Here is a 15,694-nt window from a genome sequence, read left to right as displayed (position 1 = left end):
TTTAAATATAAGTAAATGTTTTTATTTTGCATTTATATTTACATTCATTTTTTAATAGAATATTTTTTAATAAGTTTAATTATTGTTAATTTATTTTTAGCATTTATAATTATTTAAAGTTTTAAACCTTATGAAACCTTTATTTACTTAATTAAGTGAAGAAAGGAGTACTTTATATGTATAAAGTATTATTAGCCCAAGTTGATTTTAATAGACAAATGGATGACAAAGAAAATTTATTTTTTGATGTATTTACATTTATGCAGCTTGATGAGGATGATATGCCAATTCCTAAGGAGTATATTATCTCTTGAATTAAAAAAGATAGTAATTTATCTAATGATTTACCAGAAATGAAAAAAGGTAATTACTATTTAATTAATCTTAAATTCCCAGTTGTCACTGATAGAAAAACGGGAAAAGAATATAACAAAGTAAGTGTTGCTAAAGTTGTTCCATACAATAGACAACAAGATTTTATTAATAAATATTCTAGTAGTTCAGCAATAACAGAAAGCAATAATTAATATGCAACAACAGTTATGTATGGTTTGTGTTAATGATACTGTTTGAGAGAATGGGTCTCGTTATTGTTGAAATTGTGTTAATGAAAATGTTGCTTTAATTAATAATTATTATTCTAGGTTAGATTATGACAAAAAATAAAAATAAAAAAATAAATATTAATTAAATTTAAAAATAAGTATTTAATTTGTCCGCATTGTTCTAAAAAAGTAGAATTTAAAGAATGGGGAAAACGAAAAATTAAAAAAGCAGATAAGTCTGTTGAATAAGTTAATATCAATGAAATACCTTCGCAAGTATAAAAATTGATTTTAGTTTTTAATGTTAATTACTAAAATCAAGGTTAGAGTATGCGAAGGTTTTATTATTAAATAGAAAGTGTTTTAAGTGAGGTGTTATTAATGAATGTAAATTTATTAGCGGGCGACGCTGATGTTATTAAGCAAATAGCGGATTTTGCTGCTATTCTTGCTAATTGAGCGATTGCTTTTACTAACTGATTTATTACTTTTTTAGGGTCACATATGTTATTAATTATTCCGTTAGTTTTAATGTTTGTGGTTTTAGGAATTGAAACAATCAGAAAGTTAATTCACGGATATTAATATTTAATAATAAACTCTAACCTTGATTTTAGTAATTAACATTTAGTAAAGGAATAAGAAAAATGCAAAGTGTATGAGATTTATACTATGAATTTATGACAATTATTTTTGGAGTTAATCATCCCGTTATTTTAGATATTGTTATATTTGTTGTATTTTTAATACTTGTTTTTGGGATGTTATTTTTAATTTTAAGTTGTATTTTTAGGTGGATAAAATAATGGACTGAAATATTTTTTTGCAACGAGTATATCAAGGTCTTTTACAAATTTTTTATTTTATTCCGAAAACTGAAATTGATAACTTTGTCGGTAGTTCTATTGATAATATTACTTATTCAGTAATTATGATAGGTGTTTGATTAGTTGTTTTTTTCTTAATTTGATTATCATTATTTATTTTATATAAAATAATTAGATTGGTGGTGTAGATATATGTTTAAAAATTATTTTAATTTATTTAAAAGACAAAAAAATATTAAGTTTTCTTATTGATATGTAAATTTATTTATGGCAAATATTTTGTTTTATTTTTTTATTGTTTGTTTTAATTTACAGTTTATATATTTTAGTTCTACATCAGTTATAGATATTATCTTTTTTATTTTTTTAGTAATTTTTGATATTATTTTCTTTTGGTCTTTTTTAGTGATCTTTTTCAAACACGGAAACTTGTTAAAATTGTTAAAAGTAGTCCAATATCAATTATTAACGGTGCTTTGGGTACTGGTAAAACTTTATTGATGACTTATTTATCGCAAATTGCTAAATTTGATAATGTTTATTCTAATTATTTTATTAATGATGAAAAAATTGGAGTTTTAGGTTTAAACCATTTAGATTTTAAAAATAAAAAATATAAAATACCGCCAGATGATAGTTTAATTTTATTTGATGAAATATTTTTATATATAAATGGTACAAACCCTAAGGAAAATGATAAAAAATTTAGTGGTTTAAAAGCATATTTTTTATTATGTCGTCAGTTTAATAATAATATTATTTTTGCCGGACAACGAATTAATCAAAATTGAGTCGAATATAGAGAAATTGCTAATATGATTATTGTTCCTATGCAATGTATTCCACCTAGTATATTTTTTCCTTATTTTAAAATGAAAATAGGTTTTTTTGATGATTTAGATGATTATTTAACATGAAAAACGGAAACGGTTAAACGAACATCAAACGGAAAAAGAGTTCGTAAAAAATCTAATAAAGATATTGGTATTAATTTTGTTAAGATAAAAATTCCTTTATCTATTGCAATGCAATATGATAGTAAATATTTAAAGTTTGTACGTGATTTAAAAAATGATAAAGTACCAAGTTATACTAAGCAAAATTGACCTAGTATTGTTAAAAAAAGATATTACACTTAATGAATTACGAGAGATGGGAATGGAACATTTATTAAAGAATTTAGGAGAGTTAGAAAATGATTAATTTACTTGCTAATGATGTATGAAATGATGCCATTAATGTTGTAGTTGATATTTTTATGAAAATAATGGATTGAATGTGAGCATTAAAATTACCAGGTACAAATATTCCTTTATTTGTAATTTGAGTAATTGGTGGTGTTATAAATGTTATCTTTTTGTTAGTTAATAGTTCTCGTGGTTTAAGTTCAGTTTCTCGTGCAAGTTTAGAAGCAAGTTCTAATATTGCCAAAGGTGTTAAGGGTACTGTTTCATTTTCATATAAATCTGGTAAAAAAGTTGGTAATTATGTTGGTACTCGTTCAGCAAATAAAAAGGCAAGAATGTCAGCAAAAATAAATAAGGAGAATGATAAATAATGTTAAAGTTAATATTTTTCTTTGTTATTGGTTTGACTGTTGGGTTTGGTTTTGTTGCTAATATTGTTGTGGCAACAGATTTAGGTTTTTCAACTGTTAAGCATTATTTGGAGTCTGCTAATGATTTTTATAAATTAGTAGCACAGTTATTTATTATTGCAACACACCCTATTTTCCAGTTATATATGGCGTTTGGAATTATTATTATGGGTATATTAGAATTATTTTTATTGTTTAAGGGGGTTAAAACAATGCGAAAACGATTATTAGATATATTTATTATTTTTTATTTAATATTTGGTTGAATATTTCTTTTTTGTGGTGTTACAGCTGTAAATTATATTAGTAATGTTTGTAAATTAGAAACAAGAAATAATGATAGTTTTAGTGATTTAACTTATGCAAAAGCAAATGAGTATGATTTTCAGTCTACTTTAATTTTGCGACAAGATTATTTTATGCAAGGTTTAGACCCTAGTAATTATGCATTTAGTTTTGGTGTTGAAACTCCTTTTATTCCAAATTTAAGTGCTGATAAAAATGATAGTAATTATTGATTTAATAAAATTAAAAATACTGTTTGAAATTATTTATTAAGTTGAAATTTAGCAGATATTTCTAAGGGTTCTTTGGGTAGATTAATAATAGATTATAAAACTCCAAATAAATTGTTAGATATTTTTATTTATAAAAACAATATAAAATATGAATTTACTTTTAATTGAGAAATTATACAATATTTATTTATGCCAATTATTGCCAATCAGAGTTATAAATATTTTGATATGAATTATTTAGTTTTAAATTTTAATTATAAAGAATTGATTAATATGGATATTCTTAAAAAATCTAATAGTAATTATTTTGTTGATGATGTTAAACAAAATTTTTATTCGTTGGATAATTTATTTCTAATTTTAGATTATTTTTATTCTAATGTTTTAAGAGTTATATTTGATATTTCTAATTTTAGAGAATTTATTTATTTTACATCTAATAATGGTAATTTAGGTTTTGTGTTTTTTGTAAAAAATGGTTTTTTATTATATCCAAAATCAATGGTTTTTAATATTTTAAGATTTCCTGATGTAGATATTTATTATTTAAAACCACAAGTGCAATTGTATAATGCCTATACGATAAATAGTACTAATGATTATTTTTCTTATTATTCAAATTGAGATTATAAGACTGATATTTTACCTTCTAATAATGATAAATGAACTCAATCAATAAAATTATTAGATATGACAGATAGAACAAAATATCAAGGTTTTAATGTAATTAGATTTAATACAACTAGATTAACAGAGGATAGGTCTATTTCAATTAATGGTTTTAATTTTAGTCTTTATAATGCTACTGATTGAAATAATGAAATTAATAGTGGTGATATTTGAAAAATACCTTATAAAAGTTGTAGTTGATATAATATTGCTTGTCATATTCAAAATGCGGCAATTTGGATTGTAAATAATTTGCCTGGTATGAAAGAAATTTATAAATTTGTTAATGGAATAGTACATGTGTTTAGTAATGTTTCTGAATTGTTTAATAATATTGGTAATTTGTTTGCTTTTGATATTACATTTAAGATTATGTTAAGTTCTATTTTAGTTTTAGCAATGGTTAATGGACTTTTACGCTATTTTTAGTAGTAGTAAAATAATGTTGTTGGTAAAAAAGTAAGGTGGTGTGGTGGTTTATCCACGCACCACCTTACTTAAAGGGGTAAAAGTCGCGGAGCGACTTAGGGGCGAAGCCCCTTTCCTTGATTAAGTAACACAACAGGAGAAAGACAAAAAAATAAAAAAATGATATTATTTAATTAGAATAAATTAAAAGGAGTTGATTTAAATATATGGGTTGATTTAATAAAAAAAATCTTTCTGATAATAAAATAAAATTTAATAGTGATAATTATGATAATGGAAATTTTAAAAAAAATAAAATACGATGATGACACTGAATAAAGAAAAAAAATAATATGGAAAATAATATTACTTTTGATTCAAATAAAATTTTAATTGAAGCAGCAGAAAAAAAGTCAGTTTTAGAAATTAATAATATAAAATTAAAAGAAAAATTATTTAAATGTAAAACTTGTTTAGAATGAGTTAATAAAAAAAATGAAGATTTAAAAAAACAAAACATAGATGCTATAAAAATGTTTGAAGAAAGTATCAAAAATGGTCCAATTACTTGACTTCCTAATAAAATTATTTCTGAAAATAATCAAAAAATATCTTGATTGCAACAAGGAATTAATGTGAAATCTAATTGTGAAAATTCTGATTGTGAAAAATTAAAAGCAGAAATTACAGAAAATTATATTAAAATAAATAATTATGATTCAGTTTTAAATAAAAAAACAAATAAATAATTAAAAATTGACAATAAACAATAAAAAAATATAATTAATTTAGAATAAAAAAACATTTATCCAAATGTTTAATGTATTCAAACCAAAATAAACGGTTTCTTCGAACGAAACTTTAAATATAGATAAATGTTTTTTTTTTTTTTTGTTTTAGAAAGGAAAATAAAAAATGAATGTAAATATAAATGCATACAATCGTTTAACAGGAGAAAATTTATATAAACCTTATATAAACCCTGAATGTTATATTAATGAAAAATATTATGTTAAAAAAGTATATTATGGTCCTTATATTAAAACAGTTGTTTTACCGTTAGAGTGTATTAATAATTTTGGTAAAGGTAATCCAACAGGGATTAAAAATACTGGTGAGAATGAAACTAAACTATTAAATAGTCGTGTTCGTTCTCAAAGAAATTGTATTCAAAAAGCAATCCATAATTTTAGTGGTTATAAAAATATGGGTTTTACAACTTTAACTTATGCTGAAAATATGCAAGATATTAAAAAAGCAAATTATCAATTTAATTTATTTATTAAAAAAATAAAATATCATTTTTCTAAATATAAAAATAATAAATATCAGAATTTAAAATATTTAGTTGCCTATGAATATCAAAAACGCGGAGCAGTTCATTTTCATATTATATTTAGTGAGTATATCCCTAATAAAATAATTAGAAAATATTGATCTTATGGACTAAATAAAAATTTACCAGTTGAAACTGGTACAAATGAATTTGTTAGTAAATATGTTGCTAAATATATTGTAAAAGCATATAGTCAAGAAAAATCAAAAAATATTTATGACTTAAATACCAAAGCATATCGTTTTAGTGCAAATTGTACTAATCCCGTTATTAAAGTTGGTGTTATTGAAATGACAAAAGAAGAGTTAAAAATGGCATTATGCGGCATAAAACATTTTTATATGTTTGCTGATAAACAAAAAAAACATATGTTGGGTATTAGTATTGATAGTGATTGGCATAGTGATTATTTTTGACAAATGGAAGAATATGTTCCATATGATAAAAAAATATTCCGGTTTTTTAACAAAATATCTGATTTAGATAAATATAAAATACGAAAAAAATACGATAAATACCTTAATTTGGGTAAAAAAAGGTACATAAAAAAAAGTACCTTCCAAATGGAAAGTACTAATTGTGCAGTATAGTCTTCGAACAACCTATACCACAAATTAATTAAAACAAAAAAAAAAAAAAAAACAAGTTGGGGATGTAAATTTATAAATAAATTTATTTTTGGCTTTGAAATATGTAGTTGACATATTTATTTTGTTATGTAAAATTAAATTAGAATATTATTTATAACATTTAGTTATATTTAAGTATTCAAACCAAAATAAACGGTTTCTTCGAACGAAACTTTAAATATAGATAAATGTTTTTATTTTGCATTTATATTTACATTCATTTTTTAATAGAATATTTTTTAATAAGTTTAATTATTGTTAATTTATTTTTAGCATTTATAATTATTTAAAGTTTTAAACCTTATGAAACCTTTATTTACTTAATTAAGTGAAGAAAGGAGTACTTTATATGTATAAAGTATTATTAGCCCAAGTTGATTTTAATAGACAAATGGATGACAAAGAAAATTTATTTTTTGATGTATTTACATTTATGCAGCTTGATGAGGATGATATGCCAATTCCTAAGGAGTATATTATCTCTTGAATTAAAAAAGATAGTAATTTATCTAATGATTTACCAGAAATGAAAAAAGGTAATTACTATTTAATTAATCTTAAATTCCCAGTTGTCACTGATAGAAAAACGGGAAAAGAATATAACAAAGTAAGTGTTGTTAAAGTTGTTCCATACAATAGACAACAAGATTTTATTAATAAATATTCTAGTAGTTCAGCAATAACAGAAAGCAATAATTAATATGCAACAACAGTTATGTATGGTTTGTGTTAATGACACTGTTTGAGAGAATGGGTCTCGTTATTGTTGAAATTGTGTTAATGAAAATGTTGCTTTAATTAATAATTATTATTCTAGGTTAGATTATGACAAAAAATAAAAATAAAAAAATAAATATTAATTGAGATTGAATTATTTTTATAAGTTCTTGTTTATTATTAGTTATTTGATTTATATTGTTTTTTGTTTATGTTGGATTTTTTTAATGAAAAAGCAAACTAAGTTATATAAACAGCGATTAGAATATTTAGTTAATGTTATACATCAATGTTTACCTAATAAAATACCATTATTTATGTTAAGAAAAGTAATTAAATTGTATCTTAATCATAATTTTATTGATATTGGTGTTATGGAAGAACAACATTTTAAATTATTAGTGGAGCAAGTCAAAAATTATATGTTAAATATAGAAAGTAAAGGTGATAATTAATGACCGTAACGACTGTTTTTGCAACAATTATTTTAGTAATTGCAATGTTAATGTTATTAGTTTTTTTAACAGTTAATACAATATTTAAGTTTAAAAATAAGTATTTAATTTGTCCGCATTGTTCTAAAAAAGTAGAATTTAAAGAATGAGGAAAACGAAAAATTAAAAAAGCAGATAAGTCTGTTGAATAAGTTAATATCAATGAAATACCTTCGCAAGTATAAAAATTGATTTTAGTTTTTAATGTTAATTACTAAAATCAAGGTTAGAGTATGCGAAGGTTTTATTATTAAATAGAAAGTGTTTTAAGTGAGGTGTTATTAATGAATGTAAATTTATTAGCGGGCGACGCTGATGTTATTAAGCAAATAGCGGATTTTGCTGCTATTCTTGCTAATTGAGCGATTGCTTTTACTAACTGATTTATTACTTTTTTAGGGTCACATATGTTATTAATTATTCCGTTAGTTTTAATGTTTGTGGTTTTAGGAATTGAAACAATCAGAAAGTTAATTCACGGATATTAATATTTAATAATAAACTCTAACCTTGATTTTAGTAATTAACATTTAGGAAAGGAATAAGAAAAATGCAAAGTGTATGAGATTTATATTATGAATTTATGACAATTATTTTTGGAGTTAATCATCCCGTTATTTTAGATATTGTTATATTTGTTGTATTTTTAATACTTGTTTTTGGGATGTTATTTTTAATTTTAAGTTGTATTTTTAGGTGGATAAAATAATGGACTGAAATATTTTTTTGCAACGAGTATATCAAGGTCTTTTACAAATTTTTTATTTTATTCCGAAAACTGAAATTGATAACTTTGTCGGTAGTTCTATTGATAATATTACTTATTCAGTAATTATGATAGGTGTTTGATTAGTTGTTTTTTTCTTAATTTGATTATCATTATTTATTTTATATAAAACAATTAGATTGGTGGTGTAGATATATGTTTAAAAATTATTTTAATTTATTTAAAAGACAAAAAAATATTAAGTTTTCTTATTGATTTGTAAATTGATTTATGGCAAATATTTTGTTTTATCTTTTTATTGTTTGTTTTAATTTACAATTTATATATTTTTGTTCTATATCAGTTATAGATATTATTCTTTTTATTTTTGATGTAATTTTTGATATTATCTTTTTTTGGTCTTTTTTTAGTAATCTTTTTCAAACACGGAAATTAATTAAAATTGTTAAAAGTAGTCCAATATCAATTATTAACGGTGCTTTGGGTACTGGTAAAACTTTATTGATGACTTATTTATCGCAAATTGCTAAATTTGATAATGTTTATTCTAATTATTTTATTAATGATGAAAAAATTGGAGTTTTAGGTTTAAACCATTTAGATTTTAAAAATAAAAAATATAAAATACCGCCAGATGATAGTTTAATTTTATTTGATGAAATATTTTTATATATAAATGGTACAAACCCTAAGGAAAATGATAAAAAATTTAGTGGTTTAAAAGCATATTTTTTATTATGTCGTCAGTTTAATAATAATATTATTTTTGCCGGACAACGAATTAATCAAAATTGAGTCGAATATAGAGAAATTGCTAATATGATTATTGTTCCTATGCAATGTATTCCACCTAGTATATTTTTTCCTTATTTTAAAATGAAAATAGGTTTCTTTGATGATTTAGATGATTATTTAGTATGAAAAACGGAAACAGTTAAACGAACAGCAAACGGGAAAAGAGTTCGTAAAAAATCTAATAAAGATATTGGTATTAATTTTGTTAAGATAACAATTCCTTTATCTATTGCAATGCAATACGATAGTAAATATTTAAAATTTGTGCGTGATTTAAAAAATGATAAAGTACCAAGTTATATTAAACAAAATTGACCTAGTATTGTTAAAAAAGATATTACGATTAATGAATTACGAGAGATGGGGATGGAACATTTATTAAAGAATTTAGGAGAGTTAGAAAATGATTAATTTATTTGCTAATGATGTATGGAATGGTGCTATTAATACCATAGTTGATATTTTTATGAAAATAATGGACTGAATGTGAACATTAAAATTGCCGGGTACAAATATTCCTTTATTTGTAATTTGAGTAATTGGTGGTGTTATAAATGTTATTTTATTATTAGTTAATAGTTCTCGTGGTTTAAGTTCAGTTTCTCGTGCAAGTTTAGAAGCAAGTTCTAGTTTAGCAAAGGGTGCGAAAGGTGTTGTTTCGTTTTCTTATAAGTCTGGTAAAAAATTTGGTAATTATGTTGGTACTCGTTCAGCAAACAAAAAGGCAAGAATGTCAGCGAAAACAAATAAAGGAAATGAATAAATAATGTTAAAGTTAATATTTTTCTTTGTTATTGGTTTAACTGTTGGGTTTGGTTTTGTTGCTAATATTGTTGTTGCAACAGATTTAGGTTTTTCAACTGTTAAGCATTATTTGGAGTCTGCTAATGATTTTTATAAATTAGTAGCACAGTTATTTATTATTGCAACACACCCTATTTTCCAGTTATATATGGCGTTTGGAATTATTATTATGGGTATTAGAATTATTTTTATTGTTTAAGGGGGTTAAAACAATGCGAAAACGATTATTAGATATATTTATTATTTTTTATTTAATATTTGGTTGAATATTTCTTTTTTGTGGTGTTACAGCTGTAAATTATATTAGTAATGTTTGTAAATTAGAAACAAGAAATAATGATAGTTTTAGTGATTTAACTTATGCAAAAGCAAATGAGTATGATTTTCAGTCTACTTTAATGTTGCGACAAGATTATTTTATGCAAGGTTTAGACCCTAGTAATTATGCATTTAGTTTTGGTGTTACAACTCCTTTTATTCCAAATGTAAGTGCTGATAAAAATGATAGTAATTATTGATTTAATAAAATTAAAAATACTGTTTGAAGTTATTTATTAAGTTGAAATTCACAAGATATTTCAAAGGTTCCTTTGGGTAGATTAATAATAGATTATAAAACGCCAAATAAATTGTTAGATATTTTTATTTATAAAAACAATATAAAATATGAATTTACTTTTAATTGAGAAATTATAGAATATTTATTTATGCCGATTATTGCCAATCAAAGTTATAAACATTTTGATATGAATTATTTAGTTTTAAATTTTAATTATAAAGAATTAATTAATATGGATATTCTTAAAAAATCTAACAGTAATTATTTTGTTGATAATGTTAAACAAAATTTTTATTCGTTGGATAATTTATTTCTAATTTTAGATTATTTTTATTCTAATGTTTTAAGAGTTATATTTGATATTTCTAATTTTAGAGAATTTATTTATTTTACATCTAATTTTACATCTAATAATGGTAATTTAGGTTTTGTGTTTTTTGTAAAAAATGGTTTTTTATTATATCCAAAATCAATGGTTTTTAATATTTTAAGATTTCCTGATACAGATATTTATTATTTAAAACCACGAGTGCAATTGTATAATGCTTATACGATAAATAGTACTAATGATTATTTTTCTTATTATTCAAATTGAGATTATAAGACTGATATTTTACCTTCTAATAATGATAAATATACTCAATCAATAAAATTATTAGATATGACAGATAGGTCAAAATATCAAGGTTTTAATGTAATTAGATTTAATACAACTACATTAACAGAAGATAGGTCTATTTCAATTCATGGTTTTAATTTTAGTCTTTATAATGCTACTGATTGAAGTGGTGAACTTAATGATGGAAAAATTTGACAATTATCTTATAAAAAAGGTGCTTGATATCGTTTAGATATTCATATTCAAAATGCGGCAATTTGGATTGTAAATAATTTGCCTGGTATGAAAGAAATTTATAAATTTGTTAATGGAATAGTACATGTGTTTAGTAATGTTTCTGAATTGTTTAATAATATTGGTAATTTGTTTGCTTTTGATATTACATTTAAGATTATGTTAAGTTCTATTTTAGTTTTAGCAATGGTTAATGGACTTTTACGCTATTTTTAGTAGTAGTAAAATAATGTTGTTGGTAAAAAAAAGTAAGGTGGTGTGGTGGTTTATCCACGCACCACCTTACTTAAAGGGGTAAAAGTCGCGGAGCGACTTAGGGGCGAAGCCCCTTTCCTTGATTAAGTAGCATAACGGGAGAAAACAATTTTAAAGAAAAGTGTAATTTTAAAAATTGACAAAATAAAAATGATTAAATATAATATGTTTAAAAATATATTAATTATTTTAAGGATGGTAAAAAAATATGAAAAAAATTTTAGCATTTTTATTAAGTTCAGTTCTATTAACAACAAGTGCATCTAATTTAATATCTTGTTATAATTCTAATTTTAAGGAAAATAAAGTCGTTGAATTAATTGGTATTGCTAATAAGTATAATATTGTTGATAGTAAAGGTAGTTTTTTTGATAAAAAAAGTTTTGAAAATCAATTTAAACAAAATAAAATAATTGTTCCTATTTTTTTAGAACATAAATATGATTATGATAATTTTTTAGGTATTGCTAAATTAGAAAATTGTGAAGATGGTTTATGAGTTAAAATGAGATTATATACGAATACAATAAAAGGTAAAAATATTATTTATGTTATTAAACAAATGCAAGAAGAAAATCGCCCAATGCAACTTAGTATTGGTGCAAAAATTGATGAAGATGATTTAGAAATTAAAAAAATACACGAAAAAGAAGCAGTTTATATAAAAAATGCTATTGTTAGTGAAGTATCGTTAGTTATTTTTGGCGCAAATCCTCAAAGTGAAATAAAAGAAATAAAAAATATTTAAAAAAAGTTCTAATTTAATTAGAATAAAAAAACATTTATTCAAATGTTTAATGTATTCAAACCAATAAAGGTTTCCCTCTACGAAACTTTAAATATAAGTAAATGTTTTTTTATTTTTGTTTTAGAAAGGAAAATAAAAAATGAATGTAAATATAAATCCTTATAATCGTTTGACTGGAGAAGTTCTATACAGACCTTATATTGATAATAGTAATTTTATTAATCAAAAATACTATGTTAAAAAAGTATATTATGGTCCATATATTAAAACAGTTGTTTTACCGTTAGAGTGTATTAATAAATTTGGTAAAGGCAATCCAACTGGGATTAAAAATACTGGGGAAAATGAAACTAAATTATTAAATAGTCGTATTCGTTCGCAAAGAAATTGTATTCAAAAAGCAATCCATAATTTTAATGGTTATCAAAATTTAGGTTTTACGACTTTAACTTATGCAGAAAATATGCAAGATGTAAAACAGGCTAATCATCAATTTAATTTATTTATTAAAAAAATAAAGTATCACTTTTCTAAATATAAAAAGAATAAATATGAAAATTTAAAATATTTAGTTGCTTATGAATATCAAAAACGCGGAGCAGTCCATTTTCATATCATATTTAGTGAATATATTCCTAATAAAATAATAAGAAAATATTGACTTTATGGGTTAAATAAAAATTTACCAGTTAAAACTGGTACAAATGAATTTGTTAGTAAATATGTTGCAAAATACATTGTAAAAGCATACACTCAACAAAAATCAAAAAATATTTATGACTTAAATACCAAAGCATATCGTTTTAGTGCCAATTGCACTGACCCGGTTGTTAAAGTTGGTATTATTGAGATGTGTGAAATGGAATTAATTGCTTCATTAAAAGGAACAAAACATAATTTTATGTTTAATAATAAAGATGGTTATTTAATGGGTGTTAGTATTGATAGTGATTGAAATAAAGATTATTTTTGAATTAAGTAACACAACCGTCCCATTAAGTAACACAACCGTCCCAAAGGGTTTTTAAGAATATTAAAAGTTTAAAAATTGACAATTAATCAAAAATAAATATAATAAAAATTAGAAATAAAAAGGAGGAAAAAAAATGATTATTTTAAAAACTATTTTAGAATTTGGAGTTGCTTTTGCAACTATTACTGGATGAAAAAAAACAGATGATTTTAGAAAAGAAATGGATGCCTTATATGCACCGCTTGAACAACAATTAAAAGAAAATCATAAAAAATATTGGGAACAAAAATATAAAGAATTAGATAAAAAAAATAAAAATCCAGTTGAAAAAAGTGCTTCAATTTCATACGATGATTTTATAGAACAAACAAAAGCAAAAATTCAAGGTATTAATAATACTGAGGATAAATAAAAATTAATTAGTAAATAACTTAGAATAAAAAACATTTATTAAAATGTTTAATGTATTCAAACCAATAAAGGTTTTCAGCCACGAAACTTTAAATATAAGTAAATGTTTTTTTATTTTTGTTTTAGAAAGGAAATAAAAAATGAATGTAAATATAAATCCTTATAATCGTTTGACTGGAGAAGTTCTATACAGACGTTATATTTATAGTAGTAATTTTGTTAATCAAAAATATTATGTTAAAAAAGTATATTATGGTCCTTATATTAAAACGATTGTATTACCGTTAGAGTGTATTAATAAATTTGGTAAAGGCAATCCAACTAGAATTAAAAATACTGGTGAAAATGAGACTAAATTATTAAATAGTCGTGTTCGTTGACAAGCAAATTGTATTCGTAAAGCAATTCATAATTTTAGTGGTTGTAAAAATATGGGTTTTTTAACTTTAACTTATGCTGAAAATGTCCAAGATATTAAAAAAGCAAACCATCATTTTAGATTATTTATCCGAAGATTAAATTATTATTTTTCTAAATATAAAAAAATAAATATAAAGACTTAAAATATTTAGTTGCTTATGAATATCAAAAAAAGGAAGAATACATTTTCATATAATATTAGTGAATATATCTCTAATAAAGTAGTTAGAAAATGTTGACCTTATGGATATAATGAAAATTTACCAGTTAAAACTGGTACAAATGAATTTGTTAGTAAATATTTTGCTAAATATATTGTAAAAGCACAAAGCGAAGAAAAAAGTAAAAATGTTTATGTCTTAAATACAAAGGCATATAGTTTTAGTACTAATTGTACCGACCCTATTGTTAAAGTTGGTGTTATTGAGATGTGCGAAATGGAATTAATCGCTTCATTAAAAGGTACAAAACATAATTTTATGTTTAATAATAAAGATGGTTATTTAATGGGTGTTAGCATTGATAGTGATTGAAATAAAGATTATTTTTGACAAATGGAAGAATATGTCCCATATGATAAAAAAATATTTCGGTTTTTCAAAAAAATATCTAATTTAGACATATATCGAACGCGAAAAAAATTGATAAATACCTTAATTTAGGTAAACAAAGGTATATTAAAAAAGTACCTTCCAAATGGAAAGCACTAGTGTGTAGCATAGTTCAGCCACGACCTATACCACATAATTAATTAAAACAAAAACAAAAAACAAGTTAAGGCTATAAATTTATAAATAAATTTATTTTTTGTTATGAAATATGTAATAGTTGACATATTTATTTTGTTATGTAAAATTAAATTAGAATATTATTTATAACATTTAGTTATATTTAAGTATTCAAACCAATAAAGGTTTTCAGCCACGAAACTTTAAATATAGGTAAATGTTTTTATTTTGCATTTATATTTACATTCATTTTTTATTAATTTTTTATTAAATTAGTTTTTATTTTTTAACATTTATTTTATTTAAAGTTTTAAGCCTTGTGAAACTTTTATTTACATATATGTAAATGAAAGAAATTTTTTAGTTATGTTTAAAGTGTATTTAAGTGAAATTAAGTATAATCAAGTTATTAAAGATAAGTCAAATAAAGATGTTTATTATGATGTATATACATTTTTACTAGTTGAAAGTAAAAAAATAGTTGGTAAAGAATACCAAGATAAATGAGTTCGCAAAGATAGTGATTTTCAAAATAGTTTGCCCGAAATGATTGAAGGTAATTTTTACTATGTAGAAATTGGTTTTAACGGTAAAATATCAAAAATATTACCTTATGAAACCGAACAAAATTTTATTAATAAATATTCTAATAATTCAACAACAACAGAAAGCAATAGTTAA

Annotated in this window: 27 protein-coding genes; all 27 read left to right on the top strand. The window is 22.6% G+C overall.

The window, feature by feature from the left end; translation table 4 throughout:
- The first annotated feature begins 176 nt into the window (after positions 1-176).
- A complete protein-coding gene (locus tag SCITRI_RS06670) occupies positions 177-527 on the top strand; it encodes a hypothetical protein (protein WP_071937707.1) in 351 nt (116 codons plus the stop codon).
- A 1-nt stretch (position 528) separates the two neighbouring features.
- Positions 529-666 carry a hypothetical protein gene (locus SCITRI_RS10595; RefSeq protein WP_167693724.1) on the top strand — a complete coding sequence of 46 codons (138 nt, stop codon included), beginning with the start codon at positions 529-531 and terminating at the stop codon, positions 664-666.
- A gap of 260 nt (positions 667-926) precedes the next feature.
- A complete protein-coding gene (locus SCITRI_RS06665; protein WP_071937700.1) occupies positions 927-1,130 on the top strand; it encodes a hypothetical protein in 204 nt (67 codons plus the stop codon).
- A gap of 62 nt (positions 1,131-1,192) precedes the next feature.
- Positions 1,193-1,351 carry a hypothetical protein gene (locus tag SCITRI_RS10590; RefSeq protein ID WP_167693723.1) on the top strand — a complete coding sequence of 53 codons (159 nt, stop codon included), beginning with the start codon at positions 1,193-1,195 and terminating at the stop codon, positions 1,349-1,351.
- Complete coding sequence (locus SCITRI_RS06660; protein ID WP_071937706.1) at positions 1,351-1,560, top strand: DUF2649 family protein; 210 nt, start codon at positions 1,351-1,353, stop codon at positions 1,558-1,560. Before SCITRI_RS10590 ends, SCITRI_RS06660 begins: the two co-directional genes overlap by 1 nt.
- A gap of 204 nt (positions 1,561-1,764) precedes the next feature.
- Positions 1,765-2,511, top strand: a complete 747-nt coding sequence (locus SCITRI_RS06655) for a hypothetical protein (protein WP_237237876.1) — start codon at positions 1,765-1,767, stop codon at positions 2,509-2,511.
- Between the two features lie 56 nt (positions 2,512-2,567).
- Positions 2,568-2,930 (top strand): hypothetical protein, encoded by a 363-nt coding sequence (locus SCITRI_RS06650; protein WP_237237875.1) that lies wholly within the window; start codon positions 2,568-2,570, stop codon positions 2,928-2,930.
- Positions 2,930-4,585, top strand: coding sequence for a spiroplasma phage ORF1-like family protein (locus SCITRI_RS10210; protein ID WP_237237874.1), 1,656 nt, complete (start codon positions 2,930-2,932; stop codon positions 4,583-4,585). The genes SCITRI_RS06650 and SCITRI_RS10210 overlap by 1 nt, the downstream gene beginning before the upstream one ends.
- 206 nt (positions 4,586-4,791) lie before the next feature.
- Entirely contained in the window at positions 4,792-5,313 is a 522-nt protein-coding gene (locus tag SCITRI_RS06635) for a hypothetical protein (RefSeq protein ID WP_071937705.1), read from the top strand.
- Positions 5,314-5,479: 166 nt separating this feature from the next.
- The gene (locus tag SCITRI_RS06630; RefSeq protein WP_071937704.1) at positions 5,480-6,490 is read left to right on the top strand and encodes a rolling circle replication-associated protein; all 1,011 of its coding nucleotides are present in this window, start codon (positions 5,480-5,482) and stop codon (positions 6,488-6,490) included.
- A 388-nt stretch (positions 6,491-6,878) separates the two neighbouring features.
- Positions 6,879-7,229 (top strand): hypothetical protein, encoded by a 351-nt coding sequence (locus SCITRI_RS06625; RefSeq protein WP_071937703.1) that lies wholly within the window; start codon positions 6,879-6,881, stop codon positions 7,227-7,229.
- Position 7,230: 1 nt separating this feature from the next.
- Positions 7,231-7,368 (top strand): hypothetical protein, encoded by a 138-nt coding sequence (locus tag SCITRI_RS10585; protein WP_167693724.1) that lies wholly within the window; start codon positions 7,231-7,233, stop codon positions 7,366-7,368.
- A 105-nt stretch (positions 7,369-7,473) separates the two neighbouring features.
- On the top strand, positions 7,474-7,701 hold the full coding sequence (locus SCITRI_RS06620) for a hypothetical protein (RefSeq protein WP_071937702.1): 228 nt from the start codon (positions 7,474-7,476) through the stop codon (positions 7,699-7,701).
- Positions 7,701-7,892, top strand: coding sequence for a hypothetical protein (locus SCITRI_RS06615; RefSeq protein ID WP_071937701.1), 192 nt, complete (start codon positions 7,701-7,703; stop codon positions 7,890-7,892). The genes SCITRI_RS06620 and SCITRI_RS06615 overlap by 1 nt, the downstream gene beginning before the upstream one ends.
- 132 nt (positions 7,893-8,024) lie before the next feature.
- Complete coding sequence (locus tag SCITRI_RS06610) at positions 8,025-8,228, top strand: hypothetical protein (RefSeq protein ID WP_071937700.1); 204 nt, start codon at positions 8,025-8,027, stop codon at positions 8,226-8,228.
- Between the two features lie 62 nt (positions 8,229-8,290).
- The gene (locus SCITRI_RS10580) at positions 8,291-8,449 is read left to right on the top strand and encodes a hypothetical protein (RefSeq protein ID WP_167693723.1); all 159 of its coding nucleotides are present in this window, start codon (positions 8,291-8,293) and stop codon (positions 8,447-8,449) included.
- Positions 8,449-8,658, top strand: coding sequence for a DUF2649 family protein (locus tag SCITRI_RS06605; RefSeq protein WP_071937699.1), 210 nt, complete (start codon positions 8,449-8,451; stop codon positions 8,656-8,658). Before SCITRI_RS10580 ends, SCITRI_RS06605 begins: the two co-directional genes overlap by 1 nt.
- 4 nt (positions 8,659-8,662) lie before the next feature.
- The gene (locus SCITRI_RS06600; protein ID WP_071937698.1) at positions 8,663-9,673 is read left to right on the top strand and encodes a hypothetical protein; all 1,011 of its coding nucleotides are present in this window, start codon (positions 8,663-8,665) and stop codon (positions 9,671-9,673) included.
- Positions 9,666-10,025, top strand: a complete 360-nt coding sequence (locus tag SCITRI_RS06595) for a hypothetical protein (RefSeq protein ID WP_237237873.1) — start codon at positions 9,666-9,668, stop codon at positions 10,023-10,025. Before SCITRI_RS06600 ends, SCITRI_RS06595 begins: the two co-directional genes overlap by 8 nt.
- A gap of 3 nt (positions 10,026-10,028) precedes the next feature.
- A complete protein-coding gene (locus SCITRI_RS06590; protein ID WP_071937697.1) occupies positions 10,029-10,265 on the top strand; it encodes a hypothetical protein in 237 nt (78 codons plus the stop codon).
- A 13-nt stretch (positions 10,266-10,278) separates the two neighbouring features.
- A complete protein-coding gene (locus SCITRI_RS10205) occupies positions 10,279-11,694 on the top strand; it encodes a spiroplasma phage ORF1-like family protein (RefSeq protein WP_157092873.1) in 1,416 nt (471 codons plus the stop codon).
- Positions 11,695-11,941: 247 nt separating this feature from the next.
- Positions 11,942-12,481 (top strand): HK97 family phage prohead protease, encoded by a 540-nt coding sequence (locus SCITRI_RS06580; protein WP_071937695.1) that lies wholly within the window; start codon positions 11,942-11,944, stop codon positions 12,479-12,481.
- 139 nt (positions 12,482-12,620) lie between these two features.
- Entirely contained in the window at positions 12,621-13,463 is an 843-nt protein-coding gene (locus tag SCITRI_RS06575; RefSeq protein WP_071937694.1) for a rolling circle replication-associated protein, read from the top strand.
- Positions 13,464-13,587: 124 nt separating this feature from the next.
- Positions 13,588-13,866: a hypothetical protein gene (locus SCITRI_RS06570; RefSeq protein ID WP_071937693.1), complete on the top strand. Its 279-nt coding sequence runs from the start codon at positions 13,588-13,590 to the stop codon at positions 13,864-13,866.
- Between the two features lie 139 nt (positions 13,867-14,005).
- Positions 14,006-14,428, top strand: coding sequence for a hypothetical protein (locus SCITRI_RS06565; RefSeq protein WP_071937692.1), 423 nt, complete (start codon positions 14,006-14,008; stop codon positions 14,426-14,428).
- A gap of 15 nt (positions 14,429-14,443) precedes the next feature.
- Positions 14,444-14,947 (top strand): hypothetical protein, encoded by a 504-nt coding sequence (locus SCITRI_RS06560; RefSeq protein ID WP_071937691.1) that lies wholly within the window; start codon positions 14,444-14,446, stop codon positions 14,945-14,947.
- Between the two features lie 432 nt (positions 14,948-15,379).
- Positions 15,380-15,694, top strand: coding sequence for a hypothetical protein (locus tag SCITRI_RS06555; protein ID WP_071937690.1), 315 nt, complete (start codon positions 15,380-15,382; stop codon positions 15,692-15,694).

The organism is Spiroplasma citri, assembly GCF_001886855.1.
In the GTDB taxonomy this organism is placed as follows: domain Bacteria; phylum Bacillota_I; class Bacilli_A; order Mycoplasmatales; family Mycoplasmataceae; genus Spiroplasma; species Spiroplasma citri.
The sequence above is the reverse complement of the archived record's forward strand: the minus strand, read 5'-3'. Positions and strand labels throughout refer to the sequence as shown.